The sequence below is a fragment of the Paenarthrobacter sp. 10L412 genome, from assembly GCF_056395565.1.
Window position 1 is genome coordinate 1 of record NZ_JBFTJT010000017.1, and the last position, 21901, is coordinate 21901.

General features: G+C 61.2%; 15 protein-coding genes and 1 tRNA gene. 8 read left to right on the forward strand and 8 right to left on the reverse strand.

Features of this window, described 5'->3' with window-relative positions; translation table 11 throughout:
• The first annotated feature begins 431 nt into the window (after positions 1-431).
• The 4 genes from AC1DD7_RS20540 (at position 432) to AC1DD7_RS20555 (ending at position 5341) form a co-directional block, all read left to right on the forward strand.
• On the forward strand, positions 432-1997 hold the full coding sequence (locus AC1DD7_RS20540) for an NCS1 family nucleobase:cation symporter-1 (RefSeq protein ID WP_477516376.1): 1566 nt from the start codon (positions 432-434) through the stop codon (positions 1995-1997).
• A 13-nt stretch (positions 1998-2010) separates the two neighbouring features.
• Positions 2011-2787, forward strand: a complete 777-nt coding sequence (locus tag AC1DD7_RS20545) for an aspartate/glutamate racemase family protein (protein WP_477516377.1) — start codon at positions 2011-2013, stop codon at positions 2785-2787.
• A 45-nt stretch (positions 2788-2832) separates the two neighbouring features.
• A complete protein-coding gene (locus AC1DD7_RS20550; RefSeq protein WP_477516378.1) occupies positions 2833-3600 on the forward strand; it encodes an SDR family oxidoreductase in 768 nt (255 codons plus the stop codon).
• Positions 3601-3853: 253 nt separating this feature from the next.
• A complete protein-coding gene (locus AC1DD7_RS20555; RefSeq protein WP_431116604.1) occupies positions 3854-5341 on the forward strand; it encodes a cation:dicarboxylate symporter family transporter in 1488 nt (495 codons plus the stop codon).
• A 61-nt stretch (positions 5342-5402) separates the two neighbouring features.
• Here the strand turns inward: AC1DD7_RS20555 and AC1DD7_RS20560 are convergent, their stop codons facing one another.
• Positions 5403-5798: a sterol carrier family protein gene (locus AC1DD7_RS20560; RefSeq protein ID WP_477516379.1), complete on the reverse strand. Its 396-nt coding sequence runs from the start codon at positions 5796-5798 to the stop codon at positions 5403-5405.
• 44 nt (positions 5799-5842) lie between these two features.
• Positions 5843-6859: an asparaginase gene (locus AC1DD7_RS20565; RefSeq protein WP_477516380.1), complete on the reverse strand. Its 1017-nt coding sequence runs from the start codon at positions 6857-6859 to the stop codon at positions 5843-5845.
• Between the two features lie 136 nt (positions 6860-6995).
• Between AC1DD7_RS20565 and purD the strand changes: the two genes are divergently transcribed.
• Positions 6996-8306 carry a phosphoribosylamine--glycine ligase gene (purD, locus tag AC1DD7_RS20570; RefSeq protein WP_442018724.1) on the forward strand — a complete coding sequence of 437 codons (1311 nt, stop codon included), beginning with the start codon at positions 6996-6998 and terminating at the stop codon, positions 8304-8306.
• A gap of 2 nt (positions 8307-8308) precedes the next feature.
• Positions 8309-9247: a phosphoribosylaminoimidazolesuccinocarboxamide synthase gene (locus tag AC1DD7_RS20575; RefSeq protein ID WP_477516381.1), complete on the forward strand. Its 939-nt coding sequence runs from the start codon at positions 8309-8311 to the stop codon at positions 9245-9247.
• Between the two features lie 71 nt (positions 9248-9318).
• Here the strand turns inward: AC1DD7_RS20575 and AC1DD7_RS20580 are convergent, their stop codons facing one another.
• The gene (locus AC1DD7_RS20580; protein ID WP_477516382.1) at positions 9319-10611 is read right to left on the reverse strand and encodes a helix-turn-helix domain-containing protein; all 1293 of its coding nucleotides are present in this window, start codon (positions 10609-10611) and stop codon (positions 9319-9321) included.
• Positions 10612-10735: 124 nt separating this feature from the next.
• Here AC1DD7_RS20580 and AC1DD7_RS20585 point away from each other — a divergent pair, with 124 nt between their 5' ends.
• Positions 10736-10957, forward strand: coding sequence for a hypothetical protein (locus tag AC1DD7_RS20585; protein WP_224165320.1), 222 nt, complete (start codon positions 10736-10738; stop codon positions 10955-10957).
• 789 nt (positions 10958-11746) lie between these two features.
• Here the strand turns inward: AC1DD7_RS20585 and AC1DD7_RS20590 are convergent.
• Positions 11747-16207: an nSTAND1 domain-containing NTPase gene (locus tag AC1DD7_RS20590; RefSeq protein WP_477516383.1), complete on the reverse strand. Its 4461-nt coding sequence runs from the start codon at positions 16205-16207 to the stop codon at positions 11747-11749.
• 504 nt (positions 16208-16711) lie between these two features.
• Here AC1DD7_RS20590 and AC1DD7_RS20595 point away from each other — a divergent pair.
• Entirely contained in the window at positions 16712-16849 is a 138-nt protein-coding gene (locus tag AC1DD7_RS20595) for a hypothetical protein (protein WP_477516384.1), read from the forward strand.
• Between the two features lie 137 nt (positions 16850-16986).
• On the opposite strand, the gene AC1DD7_RS20600 is transcribed toward AC1DD7_RS20595, so the two are convergent.
• The 4 genes from AC1DD7_RS20600 to AC1DD7_RS20615 form a co-directional block, all read right to left on the reverse strand.
• A tRNA-Pro gene (locus tag AC1DD7_RS20600) sits at positions 16987-17063 on the reverse strand.
• A 75-nt stretch (positions 17064-17138) separates the two neighbouring features.
• Positions 17139-18971 carry an ABC transporter ATP-binding protein gene (locus tag AC1DD7_RS20605; RefSeq protein WP_477516385.1) on the reverse strand — a complete coding sequence of 611 codons (1833 nt, stop codon included), beginning with the start codon at positions 18969-18971 and terminating at the stop codon, positions 17139-17141.
• Complete coding sequence (locus AC1DD7_RS20610) at positions 18968-20767, reverse strand: ABC transporter ATP-binding protein (RefSeq protein ID WP_477516386.1); 1800 nt, start codon at positions 20765-20767, stop codon at positions 18968-18970. The genes AC1DD7_RS20605 and AC1DD7_RS20610 overlap by 4 nt, the downstream gene beginning before the upstream one ends.
• A 186-nt stretch (positions 20768-20953) precedes the next feature.
• Positions 20954-21901, reverse strand: coding sequence for a metallophosphoesterase (locus AC1DD7_RS20615; RefSeq protein ID WP_477516387.1), 948 nt, complete (start codon positions 21899-21901; stop codon positions 20954-20956).

A 21901-nucleotide genomic window follows, 5' to 3' on the forward strand; every position in this document is an offset into this window, starting at 1 on the left:
TACTGGGCACGCTCCGTGCCCTGCTCCGCGATCAACGCATCAAGGGACTCAATCCACTCCGCGGTCTCTTCCGGATCACGATCAGGCAGCTGGGCAGTCAACCCGCTGAGGATGTGTGAGGTCTCTTCTCCTGCAGCCACGTCCAACCTCTCTTCATTGAATGTCTGGGCGCTTGCTCTGTGGGGGCGCTCAAGGAATTTCGTATTGTGAGAATAAAATTCTGCAATTCGAGATTACGTCTGCCGATGGGCAGCGTCAACACGGATTACGTAACCGCAACAGTCAACTGGGAAACAGGTGGCCAATCAACCGAATGTGACCCTCCATACACTTGTGACGCCTTGACGTGACGTGACCTGCGTCATAGAGTAATTTCACTATTCAATAACTTGTTTCCGCCTTGTGGAAACAGTACGAAGTGGAGATCCACGATGCAGACGACTTCATCAGTCGGCGTCACTAAGACTCCGGGAGACAAAGCAGCAGGTGGGCCCAACCATCCGGCCGTGGGTAACACGGACCTATGCGCTATTGCTTCCGAAGCCGCAGGCCGTACCATCAGCCCCAGTCTTTACAACGTTGACCTCGCACCCACCAAGGCCGCAGGCCGTAAGTGGACGAGCTACAGCATCTTTACCCTCTGGGCCAATGACGTCCACAGCCTGGGTAACTATGCCTTCGCCATTGGATTGTTCTCGCTCGGTCTAGGCGGCTGGCAGATCCTGGTGGCACTGGGAATTGGGGCCACCCTGCTCTTCGCCCTCTTGAACTTCTCCGGATTCATGGGCCAGGAGACCGGCGTTCCCTTCCCCGTCATGAGCCGGATCAGCTTCGGCATCCGCGGTGCCCAGATCGCCAGCCTCGTCCGTGGCGCCGTGGCTGTCGCCTGGTTCGGGATCCAGACATACCTGGCATCCGTAGTGCTTCGCGTCATGCTCGTTGCCATGGCCCCGGGCCTGAAGGATCTGGACAGCAACTCGATCCTGGGCCTTTCAACGCTGGGCTGGCTCTCCTTCGTGGCGCTCTGGATAGTTCAGCTGGTCATCGTCAGCTTCGGCATGGAAATGATCCGTAAATATGAGGCCTTCGCAGGTCCCATCATCCTGGTGACCATGGCCGCGATTGCCGTGTGGGTCTTCATCGAGGCCGGCGGAGCCATCCAGTGGAGCGGCATCAAGGGGCTCGAAGGTGCGGACATGTGGCTCACCATCTTCGCCGGCGGGGCATTGTGGGTTTCCATCTACGGAACGTTCGTCCTGAACTTCTGCGACTTCACCAGGTCCTCTGTCTCCAAGAAGTCCATCGTCAAGGGCAACTTCTGGGGCATCCCCATCAACATGCTGGTATTCGGCGCAATCGTGGTGGTCATGGCGGGTGGGCAGTACAAGATCAACGGCACAGTCATCGAAAGCCCGTCGGACATCGTCCAGAGCATCCCTAATACTCTGTTGCTTGTCCTGGCTTGCCTTGCCCTGCTGATCCTGACCATCGCCGTGAACCTGATGGCCAACTTCGTAGCACCCGTCTACGCACTGACCAACCTCTTCCCGCGGCACCTGAACTTCCGTAAAGCGGCGTGGGTCAGCGGCACTATCGGTTTGATCATCCTGCCGTGGAACCTCTACAACAACCCGATCGTGATCGTGTACTTCCTCGGTGGCCTGGGCGCCCTGCTCGGCCCGCTGTTCGGAGTGGTCATGGCCGATTACTGGCTGGTCCGTCGAGGCAAGGTCAACGTCCCAGAGCTTTACACCGATGATCCCAAGGGCGCGTACTTCTACAAGCGGGGCGTGAACCCCAAGGCCATCGTTGCCATGCTCCCCGCAGCTGCCTTGGCCATTGCCATCGCCTTTATTCCAGGCCTGGCTCCCGCGGCACCGTTCGCGTGGTTCATTGGGGCCGGCGTCGCCGCGCTCACGTACTTCGCTGTGGCTGACAAGAAGCAGGCCCACGAGGACGTCTCCGGCGAACCGATCGCGGTCGCCAGCACCCACTGATACGGAGGAAACCATGCGCATCCTTGTCGCAAACGTGAACACCACACAGTCCATGACCGATTCCATCGCTGCCCAGGCCAGGGCTGCTGCAGCCCCCGGCACTGAGATCATCGGCATTACTCCACGCTTTGGCGCCGACTCCTGCGAGGGTAACTTCGAGAGCTACCTTGCCGCGATCGCCGTCATGGACGCCGTGGTCAACTATCCCGAACCGTTCGACGCCGTTATCCAGGCAGGCTATGGCGAGCATGGCCGCGAGGGGTTGCAGGAACTCCTCGATGTCCCGGTGGTCGATATCACCGAGGCTGCTGCCAGCACCGCGATGTTCCTCGGCCATAAGTACTCCGTGGTTACTACGTTGGACCGTGCCGTCCCTTTGATTGAGGATCGCCTCAAGCTTGCAGGGCTGGACGCGCGCTGCGCCTCGGTCCGCGCCAGCGGTATGGCTGTACTGGAACTCGAGGAACACCCGGACCGCGCCGTCGAAGCGATCGTGGGCCAGGCCGAGCAAGCTGTGCTCCAGGACAAGGCCGAGGTGATCGTCCTTGGCTGCGGTGGCATGGCTGGCCTCGACGAGCAGGTACGGCAGCGCACCGGCGTGCCCGTTGTTGATGGTGTGGCTGCGGCCGTCACCATCGCTGAATCCTTGGTCCGGCTCGGCCTCACCACGTCCAAAGTCCGCACCTATGCAACGCCGCGTCCGAAGACTGTCATAGGCTGGCCGATAACAGCAGCCCAACCGACAGCTGCCCAGCCCACCTCTGAGCCGTCCGCAGAGGCCACGCGCTGACGCTGGCTACTCAGTAGTTGAAGGCGATTCCCTGAAAGGCACCACATGACTGACCCACGCCCGCCCGCAGACCCGAGGGTCGCCGTCGTGACCGGTGCCGGTTCCGGCATTGGGCGGGCCGTAGCCCGGCTCATGCTCGCCGATGGCTACCGTGTGGCGTTGGCAGGGCGTCGCGAAGCGCAGTTGCTGGAAACCGCGGACAACCATCCGGATGCCCTGGCCGTGCCTTGTGATGTGACAGTGCCCGACGACGTCGCGCGCCTTTTCGCTGCCGTTCGCCAGCGCTGGGGCCGGGTTGATGTGCTGTTCAACAACGCAGGCATCTTCGGACCAGCCGGCGATGTTGGCGAGATCGACGTCGATGAGTGGGAGGCCACGCTGCGCGTGAATGTCACGGGCTCCATGCTGTGTGCCGCTGAGGCCGTGAGGACCATGAAGGCCCAGGAACCGCGGGGTGGCCGGATTATCAACAATGGCTCCATTTCTGCGCATTCCCCCAGGCCCAGGTCCGTGGCTTACACGGTGACCAAGCACGCGATGACGGGCCTGACCAAGAGCATCGAGCTGGATGGCCGTGGTTTTGGCATCACCTGTGGCCAGATCGATATCGGGAATACCCGCACCGAGATCATGGACACCATCGGAGTCGGCTCGGGTGCCTTGCAGGCCGATGGCAGCCGTCGCGTGGAGCCGATGTTCCCCGTGGGGGACGCCGCCCGTGCTGTGCTGATGATGGCCAACATGCCGGCGTCGGCCAACGTTGGTTCCCTGGTGGTGACGGCCGCGGGCATGCCGTTCATAGGCCGCGGCTAGTCACCCAGGCCTGACTGTGTCGTCCTGACCTTCTTTGCTCCAACTCTGCCCACGGCACGCCCATTTCCAGGGCGTGTCGTGGGCCTTTCCTTGCCAAAAGTGGTCAGGAAGCCACGTCGGCAGGGCTTCGCATCCAAATGTGACTTTCCGCAATATGGAAATTCAATTTCCCCTTGCGGAATGATGTGAGCGGGCTTACATTTGAAAACAACCCCCAAATGTGGGGCTGTTCCCAACTGATTGGTTCAGATCAATGAAGATCCCAGACTCTGCGGCGCTGAAGGCGAGTTCGGCCCCGCTGAAGAAGAAGCCACTGTATAAGTCGCTCTTTTTTCAAATCCTGATCGCCGTCGTCGCAGGTGTGCTCATCGGTCATTTTTGGCCGAACCTCGGGTCCACCCTCCGGCCGCTGGGTGATGGATTCATTCAACTCATCAAGATGATCATCGCCCCGCTGATTTTCCTCGTGATCGTCACGGGCATCTCGGCAGTCGGCGACGTCAAGGCGGTCGGAAGGGTCGGGGTCAAAGCACTCCTCTACTTCACCTGCGCCACCCTCTTCGCCCTGGTCTTCGGACTCATCGTGGGCAACATCGTTCAGCCCGGTGCCGGCCTGAACATCGATCCCTCCACGCTTTCCCAGGAAGCCGTGGACGCAAAGACCGGCCATGCAGTTCCCAAGGACGCTGCGGCCTTCCTGCTGGACGTCATCCCCACCAGTGTGATCGGCGCCTTCGCCAACAACAGCCTGCTCCAGGTGCTTTTCTTCTCCGTCTTCTTCGGTGCCGCGATCGTGGTCATCGGTCGCCAGCGCTGCCTGCCGGTGATCAGCCTCATGGAGACTGTTCTGGAGCTGATCTTCAAGATCATGTCCTGGATCATGAAGGTTGCTCCCATCGGTGCTTTCGGCGCCATGGCCTTCATCATCGGCCAATACGGGCTTGGCACGCTTGGCACGTATGCGCTTCTCATCGCATCCTGCTACGGAGCCGCCGTCGTCTTTATCGGCCTGCTGTTCCTGGTGGCCTGGGGCTTCGCCCGCGTTCCGCTGTGGCACTTCCTGAAATACACCCGCGAGGAATTCCTGCTCGCCCTTGGCACTGCCTCCACGGAAGCTGTCATGCCGCGCATCATGACCAAGTTGACCAACGCCGGCTGCTCCCGGGCGACCACCGGCCTGGTGGTTCCCACCGGCTACTCCTTCAACCTTGATGGTGCAGCGATCTACCTTTCCATCTCCCTTCTGTTCCTGGCCCAAGCGTTCGGCCACCATCTGGACCTCGGCCAGCAGTTGGCCGCACTGGGTGTGCTGCTCCTGACCTCCAAAGGCATGGCGGGCGTCCCGGGCTCATCGTTCCTGGCACTCTCGGCCACGGCTGCAGCCCTTGGCATCTTCCCGGTTGCCGGCGTGGCACTCCTCCTCGGAGCTGATCGCCTCATGGACTCCATGCGCGTCGTCGTCAACCTGCTGGGCAACTGCGTAGCCACCTTCGTTGTAGCCAAGTGGGAAGGCCAGTTCGACCGCAGCGTCATGGTCCGTGCTTTCAACGGCGAGATTACCAACGAGGATTCGGCCATCATGCTCGGCCAGGAGGAAGTGTTCGAGGAACAGGAACTCGAACGCCTCAGCGAAGGCCACCACCCCTCACCGAAATTCCGTGGTGGTCCCACAGCGGACGAAATCCCGCAATTCGAGATGAGCAAGCCAGGGCAACCAACCACCCCGATCTGCCCCGACTAACTTCATGGTTTGTGTACAGCTGATGCCCTTATGACTTCGGTCTTGAGGGCATCAACTGTGTTTAGAGGGGAAGCAGTTCCGAGAGGTCCGCGCGCAGTCCGGACGCGGCAACGCGGCCAGCCGAAACGGCGTCTCCCCACGAGATCCGGCCGGTAACCAACTCAAGCCACGTGGCGGCGTCGCACTCTATGACGTTCGGGGGAGTGCCGCGGGTGTGGCGGGGCCCTTCAACGCACTGCGTGACGCCGAACGGGGGCACGCGGACCTCCACCGAATTTCCGGGCGCACGGGCGGTGACTTCCTCAAGCGAGTAGCGCACCGCCGTCGCAATCAAAGAGCGCGACGGCGGTGCTGCGGCCACACTGGTTTCTCCGTTCGAACGCTCGACGGCGGATTGCCAGGCTGCCAGCGCAGCGCGGCCCTCGTCGACGTCAATGCGGCGTCGTGCAACTGCCATGGTTTCTTTCCTTATATAACTAGGTGACTCAGTAACGGGCCGGCTCAGTCGAGCATCGCCGATACGGCGTGGCCCAGGCGGATCTTGCCCACGGGCCGCCCGCCGCCCAGCACGGGTTCCACGACACGTTCCAGGACGTTGGAAACCGCGGGAATGTCCACCGCGCCACTGACGGCAAGAAGGGTTAAGCCCACCAGGGACGTAGCGCGGAGGTTCCCGTCCAGCACCTTGACCGCGACGGTGGCACCGGTGGACGTGGCAAGGACCAGAATCCCTTCGGCGCCGATCTTGGCCAGGATGTCCAGCTCTTCCATGACGATCGTGTTGGACTCGCCCTTGCCCTGGACCGCCCACGGGTAGTCCAGCATGGAGGTGGCGATGGTCGCGGCGCGTGCGTTCGAGGAGGAATCGCCCGGTGATTTAGCCAACCGCGAATACGCCCGTGCCAGTCCAGTCAGCGAGATCGCCGCAACGGGTGCTCCGCAGCCATCAATGCCCAGGTGCGAGATCGTTTCGCCGCTGTATTCCTCAATCACGGACCGCACGCGTTGCTGCAGCGGATGATTCGGCTCAAGGTAACTGCGAAGGTCCCAGCCGTTTTCCGTGCAGGCCCAGAGGAAAGCCGCGTGCTTCCCGGAACAATTGAAGGCGAGCCTGGTTTGGCCGCGCTCGGAACGGACCAGCCAGTTGCGGGCGATTTCGTCCTGCGGCCACGCGGTGGGGCACTGAAGCTGGTCCTCGCGGACACCTGCCGCTTTGAGCATTCCCTCCACCACGTCCATGTGGTCCAGTGAACCGGTGTGGCTTCCGCAGGCGACGGCCACCTGAGCGCCCCGGAGCGGAACGCCGGACTGCATGGCAGCGAGGGCCTGGAATGGTTTCAGGGTGGAGCGGGCCAGAATGGGAGCATCGATGTCACCAAGCCGGATAACCACGCTTCCGTCACCGGCAAGGACGACGGCAGCACCGATGTGCCGGGACTCGATAAAGCCACTGCGTTCGATGACTGCCAGTTCGACGGCGGACTCAACGTTGAACGTTTCATGCGAACTCATGGGCATGAGGCCAGTCTAGGGCGCGACGGCTGTGTTCCCCGGTCACATGCGAGGTCCGGGCGCGGTCCCGGATCCAGTCATCCGTTGCCGGGGAACGACACAGCTTAGGCCCCGCGCCCTACACAAAGTACCCTTGAAGACTGTGAAGGTACTCGTCATTGGCCCAGGCGGCCGCGAACACGCCATTGTCCGCTCTCTGCTTGAAGATCCCAACGTTTCCGAGGTCCACGCGGCTCCGGGCAACGCGGGCATCAGCAAACTCGTTCCCACGCACGCAATTGACGGGAACAACCCGGAAGCCGTGTCCGCGCTCGCCACCAAGCTGGGCGTGGATCTGGTTGTCGTCGGTCCGGAGGCTCCCCTGGCCGCCGGTGTGTCCGACGCCGTCCGTGCAGCCGGGATTCCGGTCTTCGGACCCAGCAAGGAAGCAGCCCAGCTCGAAGCATCCAAGGCCTTCGCCAAGCAGATCATGGCTGAAGCCGGCGTTCCCACGGCCATGGCCCGCGTTGCCACCAACGCTGAGGAAGCCGCTGACGCCCTGGCTACGTTCGGCGCTCCGCACGTTGTAAAGGACGACGGCCTCGCCGCAGGCAAGGGCGTTGTAGTCACCAACGACCGCGAGGAAGCCCTCGCGCACGCGCAGGCTTGCTTCGACGCCGGTGGAACAGTTGTCATCGAAGAGTTCCTCGATGGCCCCGAAGTTTCCCTGTTCGTCCTCTGCGACGGCCGCACTACCGTTCCCCTGTCTCCGGCGCAGGACTTCAAGCGCATCTTCGATAACGACGAAGGCCCCAACACCGGTGGCATGGGTGCCTACACTCCGCTCGAGTGGGCTCCCGAAGGGCTGGTCCAGGAAGTTATCGACCGCGTCGCCCAGCCCACCGTGGATGAGATGGCCCGCCGCGGCACCCCCTTTATCGGAGTGCTGTACTGCGGCCTTGCACTCACGTCGCGCGGCACGCGCGTCATCGAGTTCAACGTTCGCTTCGGAGACCCCGAGACCCAGGCAGTCCTCGCCCGGCTCAAGACCCCGCTCGGTGCGCTGCTTCTGGCAGCTGCCAAGGGCGAACTGGACACCGCAGAAGAGTTGCGCTGGTCCAAGGACACGGCAGTCGCCGTCGTCGTGGCCGCCGAAAACTATCCGGATGCTCCCCGCACAGGGGATCGCATCCGCGGCCTGAAGAAGGTGGACGAGCTCGAAGGCGTCCACGTTGTCCACGCCGGTACCAAGCTGGACGAGGAGGGCAAAGTGGTTTCCGCCGGCGGCCGCGTGCTCGCCGTGGTCGCGCTGGGTTCCGACCTGGTGGAGGCCCGCGAAAAAGCGTACGACGGCGTTGAGCTGGTTCAGCTTGAAGGCTCACAGTTCCGTACGGATATCGGAGGCAAAGCCGCCCGCGGCGAAATCCGAGTGCCCTACGCAGCAACCGGAACCATCCCGAAAGTACAGGCCTGAGCATGACTGATTCGCTCCCCACAGGCGGTTTTAAAACCGAGACCCTGCAGCTTCCGGGCTGGACGCATGTCTATTCCGGCAAGGTTCGCGACCTCTACGTCCCTACCGATGAATCAATCACGGAAAAGGTCGGGCAGGAATGCGTACTGGTGGTCGCCAGCGACCGCATCAGTGCCTATGACCATGTCCTGAGCAGCGAAATCCCTGACAAGGGCCGCATACTGACGCAGCTCAGCCTGTGGTGGTTCGATCAGTTGGATGTTGAGCACCACGTGCTGGCCTCCACGGTTGAGGGTGGCGTTCCTGCCGCCGTCGAGGGCCGGGCCATGATCTGCAAGAAGCTGGAGATGTTCCCGGTGGAGTGCATCGCCCGTGGCTACCTCACCGGTTCCGGCCTGGAGGAGTACAAGCACTCCCGCACGGTCTGCGACATCCCGCTTCCCGAGGGGCTTGTTGACGGTTCCCGCTTGGAGAAGGCACTGTTTACGCCGTCTGCCAAGGCCGACGTCGGCGAGCACGACGTCAACATCACCTATGACGACGTCGTAGCCATGGTCGGTGACGACATCGCCGCCCGCCTCAGCGAACTCACGCTGAAGATCTACACCCGCGCTGAGGAGATCGCCCGCGAGCGGGGCATCATCCTCGCTGACACCAAGGTGGAGTTCGGCCTCGACACGTACACGGGCATCATCACCCTGGGCGACGAAGTCCTCACCCCGGACTCCTCCCGTTTCTGGGACGCATCCACTTATGCGCCGGGTAAGTCGCAGCCCTCGTATGACAAGCAGTACGTCCGTGACTGGCTGACCTCGGCCGAGTCCGGCTGGGATAAGTCCTCGGACACACCTCCACCGGCCTTGCCCGCTGAAGTCGTGGAGCGCACCCGCGCCCGCTATGTGGAAGCTTACGAGAAACTGACGGGCCGAACCTTCGCCTAGGTAATCCAACTGAGTCGCAGTTAAGCGCGTTTTGACCCCTCAAAACGCGATTAACTGCGACTTACTTGGGTTTAGCTGGCTTCGGAATGGGCTTCGGGATGCGCTTCCGGGTGTGATGCAGCAGCGCGGCGTTCCGCCAGGCGGATCTCCAGGACAGCATCCATGGCTTGCTGGACCCGATCCGAGGCGCCGGCTGCACTGAAATCGTGCTGGGCCTCTTCCAGGTAGTGCAAGGCTTCCGTGGTCTCACCAGCTGCCTTCAAGGACTTCCCCAGCAACAGCGAGACTTCGCCAGCCGTGTGGCGGGCCAATACCTTGCGGTCCTTGTAGATCTCGCGAAGCTTGTCCACGGCTGCCGGAATATCGCCCGTCAAATATAGCCAGCGGGCGCGGATGAAGGCTACTTCAAGCTGGTCCGTCTTGTTTCCGCCGACGATGGATAGCGCGAGCTCGGCACGTTCAATGGCGGACAGGGTTTCGGGCTCAACAATGCCGGACGACAACCTTACGGCTGCCGATGCCTTGTTGAAACGGGCCCACAGTTCGATGTCGTTGGCGGGGGAGAGCAGCTTTGCCGCGCGCTCGTGGTGTTTGATGCCCTCCACGTAGTCGTGTCGCATGAAAGCAACGTTGCCCACAACCCACGCGACCTCGCCGGCCAGCTGGGACATGGAGTGCTCGTCCATATGCTCGATCATGGTCAGGCAGTACTGCCACGCTTCGTCCAGCTTGCCGCTCTCGGCCAGGGCGCCGATCAGCGCGCGGTGCGCGCCGATGATCAGTGTGGAGCCCTTGGGCAGCTGTTCGGACAGTTGCACGGCCTTCTTTGCATGCTCGACGGCGGTGGCCAGCTGACCCTGTCCGTGACAGACCGCGGCAAGCATCTGCCATGCCCGCACGCCAAGGCCTGCAGATTCCGTCGCCATGGGATGTTCCAGCAAATGCTCGACAATTTGCTGGCATTCCTTGAGCTGGCCTTGCTTCATGACACACTCGGCCTGCATATAGGTCATATTCCACCAAGCGCTGTTGTTTTTCGCCTCGAGGGCGATCTGCGCCGCAGTTGCTGCATGGCTTGCTGCGAGTTGGTAGTCGCGCAGGTCCCACGCTTGCCGGGCATACAAGCCGGCCAGCACGTACTCCGCGTCGCTCACCGATACAGGTTGGCTCCAGGCTTCCAACGCCTTGGGCGCCAGCTCCAGCCTGCGTGCCAGCTCTTCGATGACCTCGGCAGTAGGCTCGCGTCGGCCTGTTTCAAGCAGCGAAATGTAGCTCGGGGAATACAGGTTTTTGCCCAGTTCTGCCTGCGTTAACCCGCGTTCGAGCCGTTCGGCACGTAGCTTCTCGCCGAATCCGTTTCCCACGGGGCCCTCCTACAGGTGTCTTTTCACCAAAACCTTGACAGTCTCTGTGGAAAACATTTTACAATGTATGTCAACAGGGACCGTGCAATTTCCGTAACGAATCCGACTCGCATTGGGGAACATTATGTTCAAGAAAATGGCCGCTTCGGTGGCCTTGGCAGGCGCTCTCGCTTTTACGGTTGCGGCTCCCGCAGTCGTCTCTGCTGCTGCAGCGGCAGACTCCGGCTCGGTAAGTGCTATTGGTAACTGGCCCGATCCTATGAGGTCCACCACCACGGTACCTACCAAGTCAGGTGACACGACGTACACGACGTCGTCCATCGGCAACTGGCCGGATCCTATGTAAATCAGTAGTTGCTGAAGAAAACCCCGGAGCGTGACGAGCGATGCTCCGGGGTTTTCTTTTGCCTTTGTCCCGGCGGTGACACCCAAATTCGCCTAAGAACCAGAAACGGGCTGGCGACGCCCGGATGTGCGCGTCGGCAGCGTGGATGTGTGGCGCGGGTGAAGATGGGCGTCGTTGGTAGAAGCTTGAGAGATCCGGACAAACAAAAATGGCGCCGATTTCTCGACGCCATTCTCGTGTTTGGTGGAGGTCCTAGGACGCTACTCGAAGCATAGTTGCGACAAAATTGAGCAGATGGAGACCATCGCGGCTGCGCTGATGCGCTTGGACACTGGCCAGATTCAGCGACGTCCACCACATGTAGTCCGTAAGACGCAGCGATACCGCCTTGCTGACCGCTTCACGCCTGACGAGCTGGCACAACTCGTCGCTCGCTTCCAAGCTGGCGAAATGAGCACGGCACTGGCGCGTGAACATGGCATCGCCAAATCAAGCTTCCTCCGCCTGCTAGCCGAACACGGTGTCGCCTCCAAGCCTCGCGGTCTGACGCCAGTCAAGGAGAAGGAGATTCTTCAGCTCCGGAAACAGGGGGTGGTCATCCGCGGCTCGCCAAGCTCGTTGGCTGCAGCTACGATACCGCCCGACTGTTTCTCCCGGCCAGTACATCGGACTAGGGCTCCGGCTTGTCGTCGATATCTTGCTCGTCACGTGGCCATCTCAAGGATGGCTTTTGGGCAGCCTATATGACGTGCAAGGTTGTCAAGCGCAGGTTTGTTTGTCTACGGGTTTCTACAGTCGCTCAGCTTCTGCGATTGCGTTGTCCACGCCGTATACGCCGAGCTCGAGGAGGGTGTCCAGGACGTCGAGCAATGCCGCCCGATGGCCTCTGCTGCGAGATTGGGCCAAGCCGCGGACTACAAGCTCGCTGATGTAGTGAGCGTCGCCAGCGGCACTGGTCCTGATGTCGCTGGCATCACTGCCAAAGACGGAAATGAACCGTAGCGACGCTTTCAGAGCGAGTTCATCAATCTTGTCTGGCGCGTGCTGCAGTGTGAGAAGGAGCTGCGGCGTGGCATGGTCGTAGGCCGGCGATTCAATGAGTGCAGTCAGCAGGTCACCGAAGGGGCGTAATGGGTGGCCGCGTAGGTGAGGAGCGACATTCGCGGCGGCCTCTAGGACTTCGTCATCATCATCATTCATTAGATCGATGAGAGTGGAGCTCGCAAGCTCGGCATTCAACGTGCGGTCAACTCGATTGGCGCAGATCTCTGCGGCACCCTTGCGCGTCTTGGCGTCACCTGCCAATACCTGCGTCATCAACTCGGGACGGCTCCATTCGAGGGCAGCGAATGCGGCGAGTGCTCCGCCCGCCTCGCGTGCCTCTGCGTCCCGAGACTCCAGCATCCGCTGAATGACCGGGGCAATGATCTCTGGATCTACATTGCCAATGTAGAGCATCAACCGCTGCACCATCACCGCTGCCAAGATTCGGTCGTCGGCATCGATCAACTTCTCGAACGCCGCGACGGCATCCGGACGAGCATGTCGAAGTGATGCTGCCACCGTATGTGCTACACACGATCGGACGAAGAGCACTGGGTCGCTAGCGAGAGCATCGAGATGCGGTCGAACGATCTCAGTTCGCTCGCCGTCAGCGTCGTAGACCAGCAGATCGCCAAGCGTCTCGGCAAGACTGCCTCTCGCCGTGTTGATGCCATTGGTGTGCATATCGGCAGCACTTTTGCCGTCGTCTCCCTCGCCAGTGAAGATAGGCGAGTCGTCTGCGGGGTCCGAGGACTGAAGTGCGCGATCGCGGAGAAGTTCGACTAGATCAAGCGGCACGTCGCGGTAGTAGTGTCGCAGTGCGTTGCCAAGCCAACGGTCGACGTCAGTATGCCCCAGGGACGCGATGTGTCGAACGGCCTCATAAATCAGTGGGCCGGTCTCGTCAGAGTGGTCGGCATCCGCGAAGCCCATCAAGATGCCATCGGCGTAGGCTGCGTTGTGTTCTGGTGTCAGTCTGAGTGCCAGACGGGCGAAGCGGTTTGAGTTGGCAGCAGTTTGCTCCCGCAGAACATGCGACAATTCGCGGGCTCCACCAGTGAAGGTACCCCAATTCGTTTCGTCAGATTTGTACTTGATCATGGCTTTGAGCCACTGCTCATCGGTCATCTTGCTTGCTGCTTGCGACCCGATTGGCGAACCGATTGTGCCGCCGATAATGCCCCGCGGCTTTGACGGTTCGTCTTCCTGAAACCTTCGGCGGTACTCTCCCAGCCGACGCACACCGGATAGGCTTAGGCGATGCTCCTCAAGGGCCGAGAGGAAGGTGAACGCAGATCGTCCGAAACTGTGTCGAATCTCGTGTTCATTGCGCAGGTCGCGGAACTGGTCTTCGAGCTGCCGGTGAACCTCATCGCTAAGGCGCGGAGCAACGGCTTGGACCAATTCACGCGCGGCCCAGTCTGAGTCTGACATGTAGCCACAATCAAGACGAGCACCGCCTTCCGAGATCAGGGTCGCAGCCCAATCAGCGAAGTTGGCAGCACCCGCAGTGAGCGCCCGGTAGAGCAAGAATTGTGCCGCATCGTGCGGATCGGCGGCGAGTTCCTCGAGAAGCGGTTGAACTTCCTGAGGTGAGGTCCGAGCAAGCGCTTCGAGTGCACGAACTGAGCCGGTGAAGAGCGCATCGTCAAGCTCTCTGTCGTTTAGATCGTCGACATCAAACCGCGCGGAGAAGTGTCGGTCACGAATGGGGTCATCGGGGCGGGGCTCATAGGCCGTGGCGGCCATAACCCGAAGTAGATACGGCACGACAGCCTGGGCAAAGGCCAGAGGCTCGGCTGCGGCGGATTCGCGCACCAGCTTTGCTGCGCCGTACTCGCGAAGCTTGAGGAGAGCCACCTTCCCACTGTCCTCGAGCAGGAGTCCTTCTGGGTGGTTAACGACCCGTGCTTGGATCAACTCAATCGCCCAAAGCGGCTTGTGCTTCGCAAGGTCATGGACCGATAGCCACAACTCATGATCAGCGGCATCGAAGCCACCTTCGACGACCGCCGCGAGTACTAGGTCGAATAGCGCGCGACTCTCGTGGGCATCCGAGAACCGGGTGATCCAGCGCAGCCATTTGAGGTACTCAGGCGCAATTCGACGAGCATGTAGAAGCTCTGCGACTTCGCCCGGTGCTTCCTTGATCGCGCTTGCCATGAGGTTTACTGCGCGCTGCCGAAGAGCCGGCTCCTCTCTATCAAGCCAGGCGGCGATTGTGCCGTCTTCGTAAAACCTTCTGAACCACGGGGCTCGGCGTGTATGCAACCAGAGTTGCTCCGCGAGCCGCGGAGCCGTTGCGGCAACCTCGAAGACCGCTTCGGCGTCCTCGCTGGTCGGAGCGCTGAGGTTAGAAAGGACTGCGAGCGCTGTTGCCTTGATGTGAAAGCGTATCTGTTCACTCACCAACACGGCCGATGCTTCGACTCGGAAACGTTCAGGCTCGCGTTCATATAGGTGCTGCAGGATCTGACGAACCTGAGCTCTGCGGAACAGCTCTTGCTCGTCCCGAAGCAGAAAGTCGACCAATGACTCTGATCGCGACACCCATTGCCGAGCAAACGCGTAGTCGAAGAACGTCTCGTGGAAGAAGGCCATCCGGTCGCCGTCACGTGCTAGGACGTGCTCCGATACGAGCACGTTCGCATCCTCGATCAGGTCGCCCTCATCAAGAATCTCGACTGGGACGGAAAGCGTCTGGCGGTCGCTCGCCGCGTTCGCGACCCGGCTGAGGACCTCGTTGAATCGCACATCAGCTCGCCTTGCACGAGAAGTTTGTCGCTTACGTTCCCAGTAGGCCTCAAACAATGATCCTTTGGATTGAAACGCCAACGCTCCCTCCTGGCCAGCGATCGTTTTGAGTAGCACGAGGTGCATCGGAGTTCGCACGATTGATCGCTGGGAAGGGGTCAGACGCGTCGCGTCGAGACCCATCTCAGTGACGGCGGCGTTGACTGCTTCATCAGAGAGAGGCCCGACGGACACCTTCGCCGTATCCGGCCGGTCAGTCAGTGATCGAATCCGATGGTCGTTGTCGATGTCGAACTCACGGCAGGCGAGGATGACTTTGATGCCCGACACCGACAACGCTTCTCCAATGAGGTCCACAACGATGTCGAAGCTCTCGGGCATTCGCCCGGACGCAAGGCTGACTGCATCGAGCTGATCGATAACAAGAATCGCGCCCCGGTCCTCGGCTGCCATCGCCAATACAACAGCCGGCGAGGTCTCTAGTCCAAGTTGTCGGCCTAAGTCCGTCGTCGAAGCAAACGAGTCGAGGCGGTCAAGGCGAATGGCGAGCACTTTCACGCCTGTCGCTTCAAGTGACTCGACGGATTGCTCCAGAACGGAGCTCTTGCCGCCACCCGCCGTACCGGCCACGAAGCCCATCCTGTAGTCGCGAAGCACGTCGATTAGCTTAGGGGCTTCTGCTCGCTCAATGCGAGGCTGCAGTAGTTCGCGTTGGACCGACTCGCGCCAACTGTTCGTAAGGGCACCTACTTGCTCGCGGGCGCTTTGGTGCGAAGCAGCCTCGATTGGACGGATATTTTGCAGAGCGAGCAGCTCCAGAAGTTCATTCCGGGTAAGACGTCGGCCAAGGTTGTCAAGAAGGATGTCTCCGACCGCGAGCGCAATCAGATGACCCGTCGCCCCACCCAACTGGCGTGCGGCGAGCATCCCGTTCATTCTGATGATGTCGTGCTCGTCTTGGACCGAGAACCACATGCCTCGCAAAGTGTCCCAGGCCTTCATCGGACTACCAAGAAGGCCCGTGGCGGACAACTGATCAAAGACCGGAAGGAGCTCGCCTGTCAGCCAGGACTGGGTGAACGAGGTCAGGTCGGGCGACTTGCGAGCTCGCTCAGCCAACTCCTGCAACGAACGGCAAGGGACTAGAGAAACGAAGTGAAACTCACGACCTGCGGCAACATGAGTGGCCGCCGCTTCGAAGACATTGAGGTCAGCCAGGGACTTCACCGTCCAGCTATTACTGTTTCCGTTCTGGCGTTTGAGCTGATGAACCTCGGTGGATGCACTGCTCGCAAAGGTGAACTCCGAACCTTTGCCGACTTCGATGTCTACGTCTTCTAACGTCAGTGAATGGCGGCCATCGGCGATGCAGTAGAGCGCATGCCTAATTGCCCATGCCGCCTCGTACTTGTTCCCCAGCTTGTCGGCTTCACCTCCCGGCCTCGGACTCACAGCGACTCCAACCTGCACGTGGTTCGTGTTTCCGCGTATTCACTGCGGTTAACCATCACCAGGCCTCCTCAACCAAGTGCGCACCTTCAGCAGATCGCGGCGGCTGCGCCAGTCGGGGAGGTACTTGTCCAGTTCACTCGGGACACACGGCGCTAGCTCGCTGTGATCACCTAGCTCCTGGGTGAGCGTTCCTTCCATATATTCCATGGTGGCCGGAAAATCTCCCAGATGTGCACTTTTCGGTCACGACACACCTACGGATCGCCGTGCCCAGGGCGTCTACCAGTTGCTCATCAAGAGCAGGAGACATCCAAGATCGAAAGATAGGGGCATGACAGAGCTCAGTCCCGGCCCGAGTGGCAAGATCACTCTCCCTCAGCGCCTCCCGAGGGGTCCTTGCGTTCCGAGTGCAGGTCCCTCCAGTGGCGCCAGAATGCCGAAGCGGCCAATGGGCTCGTGACGGCGGCGCGTGTCCAAGCAACCGGCTAGGTTACGGCAACTGGCATGCATCTGACCGGCATGTTGAGCCGGGAGGCGCAGTTGCAGTCCGACGGTGACCCTCGCACATCGGAGCGGCTCAACTACCTCTCAGATCCCTTCGCCGAGTACGCGGCGTGGGAAGTCCGCCGGTTCCACAGGTAGCGGGGCAACCATGAAGCACGAGTTTGTAAATCTATTGAAGCCCATTGGCTCCGTGGAACAAATGACCATTGGTCGTACGTGTCAGGAGATCCGGGCAAACGAAAATGGCGCCGATTTCTCGACGCCATTTTCCTTTTTGGTCGGGATGACAGGATTTGAACCTGCGACCTCTTCGTCCCGAACGAAGCGCGCTACCAAGCTGCGCTACATCCCGATCCGCTGCGAAAGCAACTGTTCAAGGATAGCTGAATCGCTGCGGGATGCGAAATCGAGGAAGGGGTGTCGCTCCTCACACGAGCGAGTCCCGCCATGCTCCGTGGAGCCGGGCAAACTGGCCACCACCAGTGATCAACTCCGCCGGTGTTCCGTCCTCAACAATCCGGCCGTCGTGCACCACCAGCACCCTGTCCGCCGTCTCCACTGTGGAGAGGCGATGGGCAATGATGATGGCGGTACGGGCAGCATTCTGGCCTGCAACACCCTCCAGAAGGTGGGCGAGTCCTGCCTGCACCATCCGCTCGGAAGGAATATCCAGCGAAGACGTGGCTTCGTCCAGGATCAGAACGGCAGGCGCGGCGAGGAAAGCCCTGGCGAATCCAATAAGTTGTCGCTGGCCCGACGAGACGCGGCCACCGCGCTTATTGACATCCGTGTCATATCCCTCGGGCAAACTCATGATGAATTCATGGGCGCCCACTGCTTTGGCCGCGGCCTCCACTTCAGCACGCGAGGCTTCCGGCCGGCCCAGCGCGATGTTCTCCGCCACGGAGCCACTGAACAGGAAGGCTTCCTGGGTCACCATGACCACTGCGCGGCGAAGGTCGGTGGTAGCCAGGTCCCGAAGGTCAACGCCATCCAAAGTGATGGCGCCTGACGTGACGTCGTAGAAGCGCGCAACGAGTTTGGCAAGAGTGGATTTGCCGGCGCCCGTCTGCCCAACCAAGGCAACGGTTTGGCCAGCCGGAATGTGCAGGTCCAGCTTGGGCACAACCACCTTGCCATCGCTGTACCCGAACTGCACACCCTTGAAGTCGATCTCGCCGCGTGAACTCTTCAGCGGCACAGGGTTCTTTGGCGGCCGGACGGTGGGCACCTCTTCGAGGAGCCCTGATACTTTCTCCAGCGCCGCTTGGGCGCTCTGGAAGGAGTTGTAGAACATAGCCATCTGGTCCACCGGTTGGAAGAAGCGCTTCGTGGACAAAATCAGGGCCAGGAGGACGCCCACGGCCAGGTCACCGCTGAGCACCCTGAACCCGCCGAACAACAGGACCGCCGCCACACACACGTTGCCGATCAGTACCAGCCCCGGCTGGAAGATGCCGTTCAGGTTGATGGAGCGGACAGTGTTCTTGCGGTAGTCCTCAGCCAACGCACCATAGCGGTCGGCGTTCTCGCGCTCCTTGCGGAAGGCCTTCACCGCGCGGATTCCGGTCATGGTTTCCACGAAGTGCACGATCAGCCGCGCCGAAACCACCCGAGATTCCCGGAACGCGATCTGTGAATGCTTTTGGTACCAGCGCGCGAGTAAGAACATGGGCACGCCCGCCGCAAGCATGATCAATCCACTGCGCCAGTCCAAGGCAAACACGGTGAAGGCTGTGAAGAGCATAAACAGCATGCCCGAGGCCAGCGAGCTCACGCCGGAGTCCAGCAATTCCCGCAGCGCCTCGAGGTCCGAGGTTTGACGGGCGATAATGCGACCGGACGTGTACTTCTCATGGAATTCAAGGCTCAACCGCTGGGTGTGCCTGAACACGCGGACCCGTAGGTCCAGCAGCATGGCCTGGCTCAATTGGGCCGTGGACGTTACATAGAGGGCGGTCATTGCAGCGGTAGCGACGGCCGCGGCCAAGTACAACGCACCGGCGAGTACCAGCGGGCCATTGTCGCCGGCTTGCAGTGCGGGCAAAGCGGTGTCGATGCCAAAGGCGATCAGGGCCGGCCCCGCGACGCGGGTGAGCTGCGAAACCACCACCATCACGATTGTCATCCAGAAACGCAAGCGCACGGGGCGGATCAGCGAGCCCAGCAAGGCGAGCGACCGGCGTCGTACTGCTTTGCTGTCCGCTTTGCTTAGGAGCGTGTTGTCCTCGTTGGCGGTTCCAAAAGTTGTGGCGCTCACCGGCGGGCCTCCTCGGCGTCTTCGAGCTCGTCCAGTTCGCTGTCCAGGTCCCTGGGACCGGTATCCAGGCTTGCGATGACGTAGCGGTAGTGGGCGTTTTCAGCCAACAGTTCCGTGTGGGTTCCGACGGCGGTGATGGTTCCGTTCTCAAGCAAGGCCACGCGGTCCGCCAATGCCACAGTCGAAGGGCGGTGCGCGACGATCAGCGTGGTCGTCTCGTGCAGTACTTCGCGGAGCCGGGCTTCCACGCGTTCTTCGGTGTTGACGTCCAAGGCCGAGAGGGGATCGTCCAAGACCAAGACTTTCGGCTTCGCTGCGATGGCCCGGGCAAGAGCTATGCGCTGCCGCTGGCCACCTGAAAGGCTCAATCCTTCCTCACCAATCAGCGTGTCCACACCTTCGGGCAAAGAGTACGCGAAGTGGGCTTGGGCGACGTCCAAGGCTTCATCCAGGGCTGCGTCGCTGGGTTCAGGGGAGCCGAGCAGGACGTTGTCCCGCACAGAGCTGGAGAACAGGGTGGTGTCCTCGAAAGCCACCGCAACGATGCGCCGGAGTTCCTCGATGTCGTAGTCGCGGACGTCCACGCCGTCAATCGTCACGGAGCCTACTGTGACGTCGTAAAGACGGGGGACCAGTTGGAGCAGGGCGCTCTTGCCGCTGCCGGTGATGCCCACCAGTGCCATGGTTTCGCCGGGACGAATGTCCAGGGTGATGTCGTGCAGGAGCGTACCGCCGTCGTCGAATCCGAAGCCCGCATGCTCAAAGCGCAGGGCGCCCTTCACCGTTGCCGGCAGCTCAGGATGATCCGGCGAGGTGATAGTTTTCTCGGTGTCCATGACTTCGAAGTGCCGGTCCAGTGCAGTCTTGGCAGTCAGCGCCATGGCCAGGAGCATGCCGGAAAATTCCACGGGAGTGGCCACCACGGCGGCGGTCGCGAAGAATGCAACCAGCGAGCCGATACTCAGCTGGCCGCTTGCCGCGAGCATGATGCCCACCACCAGGCCGACGCCCAGCGCCAGCTCAGGCAGCAACGTGACCACCAGCGTGAAGCCGGCTTGCTGCTTCGCCTTGGCAATCTCTGTCTGCCGCAGCTCTTCTGCCTGGCCGTTGAAATTCTCCAGCGCTTCGCGGCTGCGGCCGAAAGCCTTCAGGACGCGGATGCCGTGGACGGACTCTTCCACAGTGGTGGCAAGATCACCGGCCTGGTCCTGGCTGAGGCGCGTGACCAGGCTGAAGCGACGGCGGAAGCGGAACGAATTGACCATGATCGGCACAGCCGCGCCGAGGAAAATCAACGCCAGTTGCCAACTCATGGAGAACATGACTCCGACGCCGATGATCACTGTCAACGTGGTGACCACCAGCATGATCGCGCCGAACGCCATCCAGCGGCGTAGAAAACTCAAGTCCGTCATGGCGCGGGACAGCAACTGCCCGGAGCCCCAACGGTCATGGAAAGACACTGTGAGCTGCTGGAGGTGACCATACAGCGATACGCGCATCCTGGTCTCGACCGTCGTGGCCGGGTTGATCACGAACTGCCGCCGCAAGGCCACCAGTCCGGCTTCAGCCACACCAAGCGCAAGAATCACGACGGCGGCAATCCAGACAGCGCCTGGGTCACCGCCGGGTTGAAGCGAGGTGTTGACCAATACACGCAACACCTGAGGGATGGTCAGTGCGACGATGCTGGCGAGCAGGGCGCAGAGGAGGCCCATGAAAAGCCGGGGGAGGATGGGCCGCACATGAGGGTACAGGCGGCCGACGGATGTGAAGAATGACGTTTGTTTGGACATGCCCGCTTCTCAACAGCTGGATCTTCAGATGGTGCAGAGGTAGTTTCCCGTAGCAACTACCCTATGCCATGCCGTGATTCGTTTCACAGGACCACACTTTGCTATGTGGAAAGTTCGCCAGTTATTGAGATTCGTAATGGCCCGTGCGTTTAGCTGGCCGTCGCGTTTGCCTGAGAACGGTGAGCGTCAGCTGCGGGCCGTGAGCGTCAGCAGGACCGCTTCCGGGCGGCACGCGATCCGGACCGGGGCGTAGCGCGAGGTGCCGATGCCGCCTGATACGTTCACCGGCGTCGTGAATCCGTCGCTTTCCCAATCGTGGAGGCCCTTGGCCCGCCATGTCGGGAGGTCGCAGTTGGAGACGATAGCGCCGTAACCGGGGATGCAGATCTGGCCGCCGTGAGTGTGTCCGGCGAGGATGAGATCGGCCTCGGCTTCAGTGAAGTGATCGAGGACGCGTTGGTACGGCGCATGGATGACGGCGACCTTCAGGTGCGGACGGGCATCCTGGTTCACGGTGCCGCGCGGCCAACCGGCATAACGTTCGCGCTTCAAGTGGGGATCATCGACGCCCGAGAAATCGAAACGCAGGCCATTCAGCACCACCGACTGGGCTCGGTTTGTGAGGTCGACCCAGCCTCCCATGCCGAACGCAGACCGCAACCTGGGCCAGTCGAGCTTGATCGGATCGGTCCTGAGTTTCGACGGTCCGCGGAAGTAGCCCGCCGGGTTCTTGATCCTCGGTGCGTAGTAGTCGTTGGAGCCCGGGACGAAGACGCCAGGAAATTCCATGAGAGGCCGGAGAGCAGTGATCAGCGGATCGACGGCCTGTTCGTGGCTGAGGTTGTCGCCGGTGTTGACTACAAGATCGGGCTTCAGATCCGCCAAAGACTGCAGCCACTGGGTTTTCTTGTCCTGTCCCGGAACGAAATGGATATCGCTCAGGTGCAGTACGCGGAAGGGATCCGAACCGTCCGGGAGGATGGGGAGAGTCTCATGACGGACTCCGAACTGGTCCTTTTCCCACCAACCGTAGGCAGCAGCTGCCGCGCCCGCTGTGGCACCGAGGGCAGTAGTGACGGCGAAACCGCGCCCGATAGTGCGGACGCAGTTTGCCAGGGAATCAGGGAACTGCAC

Bases quoted from the DNA above. Each gene is read 5' to 3' on its own strand.
- AC1DD7_RS20565 (WP_477516380.1), bottom strand. From the start codon at position 6,859: ATGCCCATGAGTTCGCATGAAACGTTCAACGTTGAGTCCGCCGTCGAA.
- AC1DD7_RS20595 (WP_477516384.1), top strand. From the start codon at position 16,712: ATGCATCTGACCGGCATGTTGAGCCGGGAGGCGCAGTTGCAGTCCGAC.
- AC1DD7_RS20550 (WP_477516378.1), top strand. From the start codon at position 2,833: ATGACTGACCCACGCCCGCCCGCAGACCCGAGGGTCGCCGTCGTGACC.
- AC1DD7_RS20540 (WP_477516376.1), top strand. From the start codon at position 432: ATGCAGACGACTTCATCAGTCGGCGTCACTAAGACTCCGGGAGACAAA.
- AC1DD7_RS20610 (WP_477516386.1), bottom strand. From the start codon at position 20,767: ATGTCCAAACAAACGTCATTCTTCACATCCGTCGGCCGCCTGTACCCT.
- AC1DD7_RS20555 (WP_431116604.1), top strand. From the start codon at position 3,854: ATGAAGATCCCAGACTCTGCGGCGCTGAAGGCGAGTTCGGCCCCGCTG.
- AC1DD7_RS20545 (WP_477516377.1), top strand. From the start codon at position 2,011: ATGCGCATCCTTGTCGCAAACGTGAACACCACACAGTCCATGACCGAT.
- AC1DD7_RS20575 (WP_477516381.1), top strand. From the start codon at position 8,309: ATGACTGATTCGCTCCCCACAGGCGGTTTTAAAACCGAGACCCTGCAG.
- AC1DD7_RS20585 (WP_224165320.1), top strand. From the start codon at position 10,736: ATGTTCAAGAAAATGGCCGCTTCGGTGGCCTTGGCAGGCGCTCTCGCT.
- AC1DD7_RS20560 (WP_477516379.1), bottom strand. From the start codon at position 5,798: ATGGCAGTTGCACGACGCCGCATTGACGTCGACGAGGGCCGCGCTGCG.